This is a genomic window from Alteromonas sp. ABH4_452 (assembly GCF_056311825.1).
This window is the reverse complement of the sequence record NZ_CM149973.1, coordinates 2,473,135-2,485,931: the sequence shown is the minus strand read 5'-3', so window position 1 is coordinate 2,485,931 and position 12,797 is coordinate 2,473,135. Positions and strand designations below refer to the sequence as shown.

The 12,797-nt window shown below is 42.2% G+C and carries 14 protein-coding genes; 10 read left to right on the top strand and 4 right to left on the bottom strand.

What is annotated here, in order from left to right:
* Window positions 1–98: 98 nt before the first annotated feature.
* Window positions 99–1,472: an MATE family efflux transporter gene (locus ACYX4N_RS10650; RefSeq protein WP_476054006.1), complete on the top strand. Its 1,374-nt coding sequence runs from the start codon at window positions 99–101 to the stop codon at window positions 1,470–1,472.
* Between the two features lie 45 nt (window positions 1,473–1,517).
* Here the strand turns inward: ACYX4N_RS10650 and ACYX4N_RS10645 are convergent, their stop codons facing one another.
* From ACYX4N_RS10645 to ACYX4N_RS10635, 3 genes are all read right to left on the bottom strand, one after another.
* A complete protein-coding gene (locus ACYX4N_RS10645; RefSeq protein ID WP_474806525.1) occupies window positions 1,518–2,294 on the bottom strand; it encodes a nucleotidyltransferase family protein in 777 nt (258 codons plus the stop codon).
* A gap of 139 nt (window positions 2,295–2,433) precedes the next feature.
* Window positions 2,434–3,615 carry a vWA domain-containing protein gene (locus ACYX4N_RS10640; protein ID WP_474806523.1) on the bottom strand — a complete coding sequence of 394 codons (1,182 nt, stop codon included), beginning with the start codon at window positions 3,613–3,615 and terminating at the stop codon, window positions 2,434–2,436.
* A complete protein-coding gene (locus ACYX4N_RS10635; RefSeq protein ID WP_012518654.1) occupies window positions 3,615–4,451 on the bottom strand; it encodes an AAA family ATPase in 837 nt (278 codons plus the stop codon). The genes ACYX4N_RS10640 and ACYX4N_RS10635 overlap by 1 nt, the downstream gene beginning before the upstream one ends.
* Window positions 4,452–4,722: 271 nt before the next feature.
* On the opposite strand from ACYX4N_RS10635, the gene cysK reads away from it, so the two are divergent.
* Both cysK and ACYX4N_RS10625 read left to right on the top strand, forming a co-directional pair.
* On the top strand, window positions 4,723–5,688 hold the full coding sequence (gene cysK, locus ACYX4N_RS10630) for a cysteine synthase A (protein ID WP_014949690.1): 966 nt from the start codon (window positions 4,723–4,725) through the stop codon (window positions 5,686–5,688).
* 230 nt (window positions 5,689–5,918) lie between these two features.
* Window positions 5,919–6,377, top strand: a complete 459-nt coding sequence (locus ACYX4N_RS10625) for a nuclear transport factor 2 family protein (RefSeq protein ID WP_118494447.1) — start codon at window positions 5,919–5,921, stop codon at window positions 6,375–6,377.
* 840 nt (window positions 6,378–7,217) lie between these two features.
* Here the strand turns inward: ACYX4N_RS10625 and ACYX4N_RS10620 are convergent.
* Window positions 7,218–7,550 carry a hypothetical protein gene (locus ACYX4N_RS10620; RefSeq protein WP_476054005.1) on the bottom strand — a complete coding sequence of 111 codons (333 nt, stop codon included), beginning with the start codon at window positions 7,548–7,550 and terminating at the stop codon, window positions 7,218–7,220.
* A gap of 397 nt (window positions 7,551–7,947) precedes the next feature.
* Here ACYX4N_RS10620 and ACYX4N_RS10615 point away from each other — a divergent pair, with 397 nt between their 5' ends.
* From ACYX4N_RS10615 to ACYX4N_RS10585, 7 genes are all read left to right on the top strand, one after another.
* Window positions 7,948–8,394, top strand: a complete 447-nt coding sequence (locus ACYX4N_RS10615; protein ID WP_476054004.1) for a hypothetical protein — start codon at window positions 7,948–7,950, stop codon at window positions 8,392–8,394.
* Between the two features lie 129 nt (window positions 8,395–8,523).
* Complete coding sequence (locus tag ACYX4N_RS10610) at window positions 8,524–8,835, top strand: hypothetical protein (protein ID WP_476054002.1); 312 nt, start codon at window positions 8,524–8,526, stop codon at window positions 8,833–8,835.
* A gap of 125 nt (window positions 8,836–8,960) precedes the next feature.
* Window positions 8,961–9,293 carry a hypothetical protein gene (locus tag ACYX4N_RS10605; protein WP_476054001.1) on the top strand — a complete coding sequence of 111 codons (333 nt, stop codon included), beginning with the start codon at window positions 8,961–8,963 and terminating at the stop codon, window positions 9,291–9,293.
* 599 nt (window positions 9,294–9,892) lie between these two features.
* Complete coding sequence (locus ACYX4N_RS10600) at window positions 9,893–10,693, top strand: hypothetical protein (protein WP_476053999.1); 801 nt, start codon at window positions 9,893–9,895, stop codon at window positions 10,691–10,693.
* Window positions 10,694–10,802: 109 nt separating this feature from the next.
* A complete protein-coding gene (locus ACYX4N_RS10595; protein WP_476053998.1) occupies window positions 10,803–11,177 on the top strand; it encodes a hypothetical protein in 375 nt (124 codons plus the stop codon).
* A 128-nt stretch (window positions 11,178–11,305) separates the two neighbouring features.
* Window positions 11,306–11,917 carry a hypothetical protein gene (locus tag ACYX4N_RS10590; protein WP_476053997.1) on the top strand — a complete coding sequence of 204 codons (612 nt, stop codon included), beginning with the start codon at window positions 11,306–11,308 and terminating at the stop codon, window positions 11,915–11,917.
* 105 nt (window positions 11,918–12,022) lie between these two features.
* The gene (locus ACYX4N_RS10585) at window positions 12,023–12,298 is read left to right on the top strand and encodes a hypothetical protein (RefSeq protein WP_476053996.1); all 276 of its coding nucleotides are present in this window, start codon (window positions 12,023–12,025) and stop codon (window positions 12,296–12,298) included.
* Window positions 12,299–12,797: the final 499 nt, after the last annotated feature.

Sequence of the window (12,797 nt, the reverse complement as noted above, 5' to 3'; positions counted from 1 at the left end):
GCTTCTGTATTTACCAAAAAACAATTATCAAAGCACTACGCGAAACAATTAGTCATTATCCTCGTTGCCTTTGGCGACTTAAATAGAGACACATTACCGTGAATAAGAAACGCTTTCTTGTAGAAGGAAGAGATATTTTAAAACTAGCCTGGCCATTGCTAGTTGCGCAAATTACACAGATGCTAATGGGCGTAAGCGATACCATTATGGCAGGACGTTACAGTGCTACCGACATGGCAGCGGTGGCCCTAGGGTTTAGCATAACCGTACCACTTCTGTGCTTTATACAAGGTATAGCCCTTGCGCTTCCCCCTATTATTTCGCGGTTACAAGGCAACAAAAGTATTAGCAACATTGCTGATGCCAGTCAGCAAGCGGGCTACCTGATCTTCTTCGTGGGATTGGTAATAGCAGGGTTAATTCCATTCACTGAAAACATGGTAGCGCTTTTTCCTATGGCGCCTGAACTGCACAGCATCACGGTAGACTATGTGCTTTACGTTCTATTTGCCATGCCGGGTTTTGCTCTGTACCAATGGCTTAGAAACTATTGTGAGGGCTTAGGTAAAACCAAGCCGACTATGATCATTACCGTAATTGGCTTGATGGCTAACATTGTTGGAAACTACCTATTTATTTACGGTGTTGGCCCGCTGCCTGCTATGGGCGGCGCTGGTTGTGGTATTGCTACCGGCATCGTTATTTACACTATGCTGATTGCAACCTTTGTCTATGTGCGCTTTGCCCCTGCCCTGCAAAAATACAATTTGTTTAGTCAGCTGTACAAGCCAAACATGGTAACCATAAGCCGAACTTTTAAAATGGGCTTACCTATTGCCATGACAATTTTGTTCGAAGTAACGCTGTTTTCGCTAGTTGCATTGTTATTAGCACCATTTGGCGCTACCACGGTAGCGGCCCACCAAGTAGCCCTGAATTTTTCGGCGCTCATGTTTATGTTTCCTATGAGTATTGGGATGGCTGCCGCGATCCGTATTGGGTATCGCATTGGGCAAAGAAATCAGCGTCAGGCCAAAATAGCAGCCCGTACCGCTATTCTTATCGGCTTTTTCACCTCTGCGTGTACAGCGAGCTTCACTCTGTTGGCTAAAGGTTTCATTATTGGGCTATACACCAGCGACCATGCAGTTTACACACTAGCCAATGCGCTACTTATATACGCTGCACTGTTTCAGCTGTCAGACGCCGTTCAGGTTATCTCTGCCAATGCATTGCGCGGATACAAAGACACTACGGCGATGTTTATCATTACCTTTGTGTCGTACTGGTTAATAGGTCTCCCTACGGGTGTAGTTTTAGGAAGAACAGACTGGGTCACGGCTGAGCCGATGGCGGCAGCGGGGTTCTGGATAGGATTCATCGTAGGCTTAAGTGCAGCAGCCGTGATGCTTGGAGCGCGACTTCTTTATATTCAAAGGCCAAGTGCAGCTCATCGCTTAGCGAATGCTTAAACAGAATTGTTAGCGAAGACTGCCTAAAACGCGATAGAAAAAGGGCTAATTTCGCTGTTTAAGTTTTTCCCAATCTTGCGGGGTGTCTATATCAAATTGTGCATTGGGTATAGACACAGCCTTTACTTTCCCTAACTTCGCATACTTTTTAATAATTGGCTTAGCGCCAGTATCTCCCTGTAGCGCTAATAATTCGCTAAACATTGCCTCTGGGAAAATGGCAGGCACTGTCAACCGACTATTATGCTCCCCGTACTTATCCCCATGCTTCTGCCACTCGCTACACACTATATGGTTTGGATAAGCTTTAGAATCATCAATAAGGCGGATAAGGTCCTGAGTATTCAGGCTTGGTAAGTCAGCAAGGGTAAAAAGAACATGTGAAGGATTGGTGCTAGAAGATGCTCCTTCAGGTAACGACGATGTTTGTAGAGGTGGTTTTGGAAGCGAAGCTGGTGAAAGCGACGTTTTACGTTGTAATGCCGGGCGTAGTAAATGTGAAAGCCCGCTGCGAATGCTTGACGCTATCCCCTCTTCCCACTGCTTATTGTTTATCACCTCAATATGCGATACAGGTAGACCAGAAAAAGCTTCAGCTAACTGCGAACTCACGCTGTCGTGCCATTTGCCTGTAACAACCGTAACTGGATGTTTACTGATCGACACTATTTTATCGCGAGCGTGAGTAACCTCGTTAGCACTGTGCTCAACAAGCGGCAATTTTGTAATCGGATGCTCTGATAAGAGTTTGTTGCCGTTATAGCGGGAACTTTGCCCGCCAGCAAGTAAAACGAAAGCTAAGCGATAAACATCCGAACTCAATGTAACACCTTTTAGTCAACGCGCTTTATCAAGACAAACGCAAAATCATTAACGTCGCAATCTGACCCGATTGTAGTTAGCAAAGCAAGAGCCAGCGCTGTATTCGCGTGTGCAAAAAAGCCTTTTTCCCTTAAATAACTCAACGGCTTCTGCTAAGCCCTTTTATCGCTTCCGTTAACCCTTCAAGAGTAAGCCCGTACATTCTGTCTTCCATTATTTCGCGGATAATTTTAATAGACGAATAATACGGCCAATAATTCTCAGCTTGCGGATTAAGCCACACAGCATTGTTAAAGTGGTTCAGCAAACGTTGCATCCATACACTACCTGGCTCTTCATTCCAATGCTCTACACTGCCCCCTGGGTAGGTAATTTCATACGGCCCCATGGTTGCATCACCTACAAAAATAACTTTATAGTCTTTCCCGTAGCGGTGAATGATATCCCAAATAGGAATGCGCTCTTTATTGCGACGAAGGTTATCTTTCCACACTTCTTCATACACGCAGTTGTGAAAGTAAAAGTACTCAAGGTACTTAAACTCGGTCTGCACTGCTGAAAAAAGCTCTTGGGTGCTCTTAACGTGAGGGTCCATAGAGCCCCCCACATCAAAAAACATCAATACCTTTACCGCATTATGACGTTCTGGCGCCATATGAATATCTAGCAAGCCACCTTTCTTTGCGGTTTCGCCTATCGTCGTAGGCACATCTAGGTGCTCGCTGGCCCCCGTGCGAGCAAATTTGCGCAGCTTTCTTAGCGCCACTTTAATGTTACGCGTACCCAGCTCAACATCTGAACTTAAGTTTTTGAACTCGCGCTTATCCCACACTTTAGCCGCTGAGAACTTTCTATTCCCTTTTTGCCCAATTCGCACGCCCTCTGGATTGTCGCCATAAGCGCCAAAGGGCGAGGTGCCGCCCGTGCCAACCCATTTGTTTCCACCCTGGTGGCGCTTTTCTTGTTCTTCTAAGCGCTTCTTCAAGGTTTCCATCAGTTCATCGAGGCCGCCCGCTTTACGCAGTGCCTCGCGCTCTTCAGGGCTTAGATTTTTTTCAATTTCCTTGCGAAGCCATTCTTCAGGAATGTCTTTACCGAACAAGTCGATAGACTCTACCCCTTCGAAATACTCAGCAAACGCCCTATCGAACTTATCGTACTGGGTTTCGTCTTTCACCATAATGGTACGAGACAAGCTGTAGAAAGCTTCGATGTCGGCGTACACCACGTGATGCTCTAACGCTTTAAGCAAATCAAGCAACTCGCGCAACGTGGTTTTGACCTGATATTTTCGCAGCGTATAAAAAAACTGAATAAGCATTAGCGACGCGCCATAAAGACCAATTTTTCAAACAAATGAATGTCTTGCTCATTTTTAAGCAATGCGCCGTATAATGGCGGTATTGCTGCTTTACCGTCTTTTGAATGCAGCGCTTCAGGTGGAATATCTTCAGCAACTAAAAGCTTAAGCCAGTCGATAAGTTCAGACGTCGAAGGCTTTTTCTTAAGCCCTGGAACATCGCGAATTTCAAAGAATGCTTTCAGCGCTTCATCAAGCAGCTTTTTCTTTAGATCAGGAAAATGCACATTGACGATTTCTTGCATTTCATCTGGGTTCGGAAACTGAATGTAGTGGAAGAAGCAGCGGCGCAAGAAAGCATCAGGTAGTTCTTTTTCGTTGTTAGACGTAATAATAACAATAGGACGCTGCTTTGCTACTACGCGTTCTTGTGTTTCGTATACGAAGAACTCCATCTTATCGAGTTCTAGCAGCAGGTCGTTGGGGAACTCAATGTCTGCTTTGTCGATTTCGTCAATCAACAGCACTGGCCGTTTTTCTGCGCTAAATGCTTCCCACAACTTACCTTTTACTATGTAGTTGCTTATATCGTGAACGCGATCGTCGCCAAGTTGAGAGTCGCGAAGCCGTGATACTGCATCATATTCGTACAAACCCTGTTGCGCTTTGGTGGTTGATTTAATGTGCCACTGAATTAATTCGGTGCCTAAACTCTCTGCCAACTCTTCAGCAAGCATAGTTTTACCTGTGCCTGGCTCGCCCTTAATTAGAAGCGGACGCTCTAGCGTGATGGCAGCGTTAACCGCCAGCTGTAAGTCTTTGGTTGCAATATAATTAGACGTGCCACTGAAAGCCATTATTGTTGTACTCCGTATAATTTTTCGTCTTTGCAATTTTAACTATAATATCAAGACCTTCTCACGATTGCCCATAGATATAACATATAGCTAAAAAGCACTTTGCATTTTACTGATTGGGACCAATGATATAGGGGTATGACGAAATCCCCTAATTCAGGCTGTGAATTATTAACTATCACACGCGTTGAATTATTAACTACTAAAAAGGTCGTACAGATCACGACAGACGGGGTTTCCTATAAAATAAGGAACGAGGTAAGGATTTATAATGAACGTATTTGACGACAATTCCCTATCTATTGGCCGCACGCCACTAGTTAAGCTAAACCGCGTAACATCAGGTAATGTATACGCAAAAATTGAATCGCGTAACCCAAGTTTCAGCGTTAAGTGCCGTATTGGCGCTAACATGATTTGGGATGCTGAAAAGCGCGGCGTCCTTACCGAAGGTAAAGAAATTGTAGAGCCTACCAGTGGTAACACTGGTATCGCCTTAGCATTTGTTGCGGCTTCTCGCGGTTACAAGCTAACGCTAACCATGCCCAGCAGCATGAGTCTTGAGCGTCGTAAGCTTCTAAAAGCATTGGGCGCAAACCTTGTACTTACCGAAGCGCCTAAGGGCATGAAAGGTGCCGTTGCCGCTGCACAAGAAATTGTGGCATCAGATCCAGACAAATACGTATTGCTTCAACAATTCGACAACCCTGCTAACCCAGCTATTCACGAAAAAACGACGGGCCCAGAGATTTGGGAAGATACCGACGGTAAAGTTGATGCATTCGTAGCAGGTGTAGGTACGGGTGGTACTATAACGGGTGTAAGCCGCTACCTTAAGAACACAAAGGGTAAAGCGATCACTTCAATTGCTGTTGAGCCAACAGACTCACCAGTAATTACCCAAGCGCTTGCGGGTGAAGAACTAACCCCTGGCCCACACAAGATTCAGGGTATTGGAGCAGGTTTCATTCCAGGTAACCTGGACTTAGACCTAATTGACGAAGTTGAGCAAGTTACCAACGAAGAATGTATGGACATGGCGCGCAAGCTAATGACCGACGAGGGTATTCTTGCGGGTATTTCTTCTGGTGCAGCTGTTGTTGCCGCTAAGCGTTTTGCTGAACGCCCAGAAAATAAAGACAAAGTGGTTGTGGTACTGCTAGCAAGTGGTACAGAACGTTACCTTAGTAGCCCTCTATTTGCTGGTGCGTTTGACGAGCAAGAAGAAGTGCAATAACTGCCTTTCAATTTCAATAATGCTAAAACGAGGCCCGGTGCCTCGTTTTTTTATGCTTCAAATAAAACCTCTTTATAACAACAATTTGTAAAACCCTATCGTCACTTTGCTTTTATACAGTTTTTTGTGAATAATCCGCTTAGCAAACTTCTTGGCAGTCGTTACATTGACTTAGTTAAGATATGAAACTATCAATAAGAAACGGACCTCTTTATATTAAGGTAACCCAAATGAAAACGCGTATGTGGTACGCCCTATTAGGGCTTTTTACAGTTTTGATTTTATCGGCTTGTGGTGAGAAAAAAGAAGGAATTGGGCGGTATGGCATGCTTGACGAAAGCACACCTGAATACACCACAGTTATGTTCCTAAAAAGTGTTTACGAAGACGATAATCTTGATACAGCAATACGTCTATCCAGTGAAAAAATGTCGCGCATACTAACGCGATACCACACCAATAGTAACGTTCAACGACATCTACTTAATTTAAAGTACGACACTGTGACCGTAACCCCGCAAAGTGCAGGTAAGATTGGCAGAAACGAATTTTCAGAGAAATCCACTATTACCGTATTTTTGAGCGGAAACTATAATGGCGACAAAGTAGAAGACCTTCGAAGCCTAGATTTGATAAAAGAAGATGGCGAATGGAAGGTAAACAAAATACACCCAGACGCTTATTTATAACAAGTAAAGCAAGCATTGTTTTTACATACAGTGTTCACCAATTTTACGATAAGTAAAAATAAAAAGGATGTTTTCCGGCTTTTGAGCTCGGATACATTTATTTTTGGTTTAATGTGTTGTTTTAAGGTGATAACTTAAAACAACACAAAACTGATATACGGATTTATTCCACCCTGCATAAAGGATTTTTTCCGTACACTAAATTGTTATAAGGCGTCAGCCTAAACTGCGTTTGGCTCTATAAAAACCTCAGTGCAACTACCCTCACCTATTTTCATTAGCATCGCTCTAGCTTGTGGTAGGTTTAAATCCGCCGCTTTCAATTCAAAGGTGGTGTAATAGGCGCTTTACCTTCTAGTTCTTATTTTCAGCCAGCAAGCGCCACTACACTTTATAGCTCAAATGGCGGCTAGCTTCAGTTAAATCAAAACCATCACTGCACAGTCGTTTTGCTTGTCTGCGTTAACAATCAATCGTATGCTGGCTTCAACAGTTTTTAAAAGGACCAAAGGAACTGGCTTTGCTTATAACAAGGCCCTTAAGACCACTCCCTTCGGTCGCTCGGACGCTTTTACGCGGGGCGGCTTCGCCATTATGCCCCACGCAACTGCGCCGCTTAGCTTAATGTTATAAGGCGTCAGCCTAAACTTCGTTTGGCTTTATAAAAATCCCCGTACAACTACCCTCACCTGTTTTTATAAGCATCGCTCTGGCTTGTGGTAGGTTTAAATCCGCCGCTTTCAATTCAAAGGTTGCGCATTAGGCGCTTTATCGCCAAGTTATTATTCAACGTCTACAAGCGCCAATGCGTTCGACAGTTCAAATGGCGGCTAGCTTAAGCTAAATTAAAAACACTAGTGCACAGTCGTTTTGCTTGTTTGTGTTAATAATCAATCGTATGCTGGCTTCATCAGTTTTTAAACAGACCAAAGGAACTGGCTCTGCTTCTAACAAAGCGCTAAAGACCACTCCCTTCGGTCGCTCGGACGCATTTACGCGGGGCGGCTTCGCCATGATGCCCCACGCAAATGCGCCGCTTAGCTTAATGTTATAAGGCTCGGATATGCTCAAGCTGGTAATTACCTCTAGTGTCCAGTCAGCTTTTGTTGCAGCTTTGCTTCTGATAGTAATCAGCTTGCCGTCTTTTGGCTTTGCTGCAACAATATTTGGCATAATTGCATTCCCTGTTGCACTAGTTCTTTGCTTAGTTTTTGCGTATCCATTAATCCGACTATGGCAATACTACTCATGGTCAATTCGGGTAAGTTTCGCTATTTATACTGTTCTTGGTTTTACGCTAGGTTGCCTTACACCAATTTTATTTTTTGGAATTGGGGGTACAGAAATTAGTATCAGGTCCGCTACATTTTTAGGTTTGTATGGTGTTCTTGGTTTCGTTTGCTCCTCCACAGCATGGAGTTTCGTGCGCAAGCAGGTCGCCTTATAACAAACAAATTAAGTCACTCGCTCCGCTCGCTGGGACACAAACATGGCGGCTGTGTCACTTCGTTCCGATTATAGCCGCCATGTTTGCGCCCCTTATTTGGGTGTTAGGCGCCAAGGAGGCTTCATGTTTATTTTAGAACACCAAGACGGAACTATAGAATATCAGCAGGTTAATGGCGGCTTTACAGTCAAAGACTCAAAACTCTACATTTCCCTTGAAACGAAAAGCTTAGACAACGAAGCTTATCCAGACAGTTTTTTCTTTGCGTTAGAAGGCTATCCAGTTGCTGACGGCCTAGGTGATTTAGATGGTTTAGATGGTTTAGAGATTAATATCTCAACTAACACAAATGATGGTACGCCCAATGTTTTTGTTTACACCACTTTTCATGCGTGCGAAGTAATAGCCAAATTAAGCATTAGTGTAGTGTCAGAAAACGAGATTAACGTTGCTCTGAATGTTGTCTCAGATGACGTAAATTACTACAACGAAAAAGCCAAACCCAATCCATTTAAAGGCCAAGCTAATTTCGTAAATAAAGAAATGGAACTGTTGTGGTTACCAGTGTAACGCCTAACAAAAAAATAAAGTCGTTCCCGTTGGTCACTGGGACGCATACACGTGGGCTGCTTCGCATTATAGCCCACATGTCTGCGCCCCTTATTTAAAAGTTATGTGCCGTCTAACACTGGAGGGAGCATGAAGAAAACGCTATGGATTATCAGTGGATTGCTGGTCTTAGTTGCTTCTGCTGCAACCGAAAAAGTAACCTACGTCTTAAATCTCGAAAATGGATACGCTCATCAGAAACACAGTATTTTGGGTGTTGCTTATAAAGAGTTTTCCAAAATTCATAACCCTAGTCTATGCACAAAATGGGAAAAACCGGAAGCGGTAAAAAATCAAAACTCGTTGTCAAAATCATGCTTTAAACATTTCTTAAACACCAAAAATTGTATTGCCCAAACAGTTATATATCAGGATATTTATGAACAGGGTTGTAGCACATAACAAAAAAATTAAGTTCGCCCGCTGCGCGGGCTGGGACGCAAACATGTGGGCTGCTCACTTCGTTCGGATTTTAGCCCACATGTCTGCGCCCCTTATTTAAAAGTTAGGTACTCAAAAGGAATACTATGAAAACTTTTGTTGTTTCATTCTTGTCTTTTGCAGCAGGCATCGCGGTTATGTTTATACTTCACTTGGAAGATACCGTTAGAGATTCAAAAATCAAAGTAACTCAAGACCTAGAATCATTTTCGTACATTACTGAAAATCTTAATCAAAATGACCTAGAGGCCGTTTCTCGGTTAAGCTGTAATATGCTAAATGGTGCGATTTTAGCAGCAAATACTATTACAGAAACACCTCATAGAAGCCTTGGCGTCTCCGACGAAAAAAGGTTTATTGCTTTCCAAGAAAAGGCTCAGAAACTTCTAAAAAACAAGGATGTGTGTGCACGTACCTAACAAATAAATCAAGTCGCTCACTTCGTTCGCTGGGACGCATACACGCGGGGCGGCTTCGCCATTATGCCCCACATGCCTGCGCCCCTTATTTAAAAGTTATATGCCATGATGAATCAGCACTTTGAAAAAGATCTTACGAAGGAAGTTCACCCTTTAGTACGGGTGATAGTATCAGTTGTTTTATGTGTACTTGGTTGCCTGTGTTCAATTTTGTGGATCATCACCAATAACCCTGTAGTGGGACTGATCGGCCTTCTTTGCGGTATACCATGCATCGTCATGGGTGTTGCGTTGTTATTAAATCGGGTAAGGCAAACTAGGTTGTCTCCGAATGGCTTAAGATTGTTCGGCCTCATTCTATTTATTGGTGGTGTAATCGGTATTTATAAGCATCAACCATATGCTTCTTTACTTATTGTATTTGCTATAAGCTGTTTCAAAATAGCAAAGCAAACAACGAGGGTAAATGGCATATAACAAACCAATAAACTCACTCGCTCCGCTCGCTGGGACACAAACACGCAGGGCCGCTTCGCTATTATGCCCTACGCGTTTGCGCCCGTTATTGGGGCGTTAGCCATTCAAAGGATTCTGCATTCATGCAAGGCTCAAAAGAAGTACTCGATTTACTTACTAAGTTAAAAGACACTCGACTTAACTTGGCTATATTTTTGGTATCTAACCTGATACTTGTTCTAGCCAAACAGGAGTTAATTACATTAATTTCTGTTTCTGTAACCGTACTTCAAGGTTTAGTTTTCGTTACTAGCATTAGGCTAGTCTATGCAGTTATTGGTTTTGCATTAGATTATTTTAATAACAAAAAATCTGCAAAAAATAAGGAAATTGAAACCGCGTTAAAACTAGAGCAAGAAAAATTAGATGCTGAAAAAAACCAAGAACAGATGTTATCTAATTTTAGGAAACTAGATGTATTTCAGCTTTATATTATTCAAGAGTTAAAAAGGCAAAACCATATCAGTGTTACCAAAGGTGCACCTCTATTTACTTTAAAACATATGAATATTATTTACACTCCCGCTGTAGGTGAAAAATCAGAGTCAGCTTCATTAACTAACTTAGCTAGTAAATTGTTAGTTGAAACTGTTTGGAATGAATTTGATGATTTAAAATACAGTGCAGCACAACGCTTTTTTACAGGGCTTCAACCCGAGGAAGTAAAATGTTTTACTGAATTTTTAAAAAACGACAAGCTCAACACTACTAGTAGCTATCATGGTCGAACAACATATTATGATAGTTACTATGTGTTTAAAAAATATTCAGATACAATTTTGTTTTCGCAACCTCAAAGAGGTTCTGCGTATACAATAGATCCAATAGCTAAAGATGTTATCTTTAGTATTTATGGCGAAGAGCCTAGCGCAGTAAATGGCTAACAAGTTGCTCAAAAGGACGCAAAACGCTTGGCTTGCGCTCCTTCGTCGCCAATTTTAGCCAAGCATTTATGCGCCTCTTAGCAAGGCGTTATATTTTTCAAGGAAGACCATGAGATCATTGCTTTTACTAGTAATCGTTATTTCTTTTCAAATTCATGCAACAAGAGTTATTGAAGCTACGGCACTCACTTCCGACTTAGCTAATAAATTGGGTTTCGAGGTCATCAAAACTAGGGACAAGTCAGGTTTAACTATCGAACTTAAAGGCCCAAGCAATCTCCTTAATTCATGCAAGCCCCTTGCTACTGGTCATTTTATCATCGTCAATAATAACGAAATAGCAGCCTTTATTAGCAGTGCTAACCCTAGCGAACCCAAATCCACTAGCTTTATCGCAAGCATAAGTAATCACGAGTTAGTTACTTTTATTGACTACCAGTGTGAAAACACAGCCAAAAGGTATACAGTTTCTAGCAATGATTAAGCACAAATATAACAACTCAATAAACTCGCTCACTACGTTCGCTGGGACGCATACACGCAGGGCGGCTTCGCCATTATGCCCTACGTGCCTGCGCCCGTTATTGAAAAGTTAGAGGGAGCTGTAAAGTAATGGAGTTAACCCAAGATCAAATGGATGAGTTAGAGAAATATGCTAAATATAATCGCATGAACATACCCAGTTTTCTTTGGGATATTTCAAAGGAACAAATGGACATTCATGAGAAGGCTTACTCGAAAGCAGAATCAATTAAAACATCAGACGAATGGCAATCAGAAGAATACTATGAGCTAATCCGCAAATCTCAACACTCAGCATATATCGCTATAGCATTTGCTGCGATGTTTATCGAAGGTGCTATTTTCAATTTTGGAAGTATTTATTTAGGCGATAAATATATGAAGGATAATCTAGATAAGCTATCCCCACTTTCCAAATTGCAAGTAGTATTGAAACTAGTAACAGGTGAAGAGTTAAAATCGTCTGGTCAAGCATATGAACATTTTAAGATTCTTATCAATTATAGAAACCAACTCGTTCATTCAAAATCGAAACCACTTATGACATCGAATGACCTAATAAACTATCAAGAAAAAAGGAATAAAGATTACGAGAGAGCTATCAACTCTGCTAAAAAGGCGGTTTATTTTCTCGACACAGAAACTAAAGAGCTTCATGGCGACGATGCGCACCCCGGAATATTCGGTCACGGCTCCCTCTAACAAAGCGCTTAACACGTTCACTCCGTTCACTGGGACAGTAACGCAGCGGCGCTTCGCGATTATGCCGCTACGTCACTGCCCGTTAGCTTAGCGTTAGGTGCTTCTTTGAATAGAAAAATCAGTGGTGTTTTTAAAGAGTCTTTTATCGCTCTTTTATATTGGATATTCACTGGTGTTGTTATGTGGATTTTCAGCAAATCTTTTACTGCATGGATGAATGACGACCGTTTTGAATTTGTTAGTCTAAAATTGAGCTTCTTAAATAACATGCCAGAAGGCGTAAAATTTATTGTCGCCAGTTTTGGAACTTTGTATGCGATTTACTATTCAGTGAAACAAACAATAAAAGCGTTTTATTTAATCACAAGTAAGCAAAACTAGGATGTATCTACACGCACCTAACAAGCCAATAAACATACTCACTACGTTCGCTGGGACGCATTCACGTGGGGCGGCTTCGCCATTATGCCCCACATGTCTGCGCCCGTTATTGGAAAGTTAGTACCCTCGGAGCAGGAAGCTTGAAAGTAAAACCATCCAAAAAGCTATACCTAAAAATGCTGAGAAGTCTTCTAATAATTAGCGTTTTATTCGGTTTTACTGCATATGTCTGGTCAACTTCAGTGTATGAGTGTATCTCTATCTTTTCATGGGACTTTTGCGGGTCTATTGGGCAAGCAGAATTAATTTACCCGCTTTTTGCTTTAGACGTGTTCTTAGCATTTTATTTGTTATCGCCGTTTTTTACCTATTTCAGTTACCGTGAAATAATCAAAAATAGGAATAAAATTAAATAATGTTGCTAGGTAGTATTGGGTTTACGGGTACTAACAACCCAATCAACACACTCACTGCGTTCGCTGGGACGCATACACGCGGG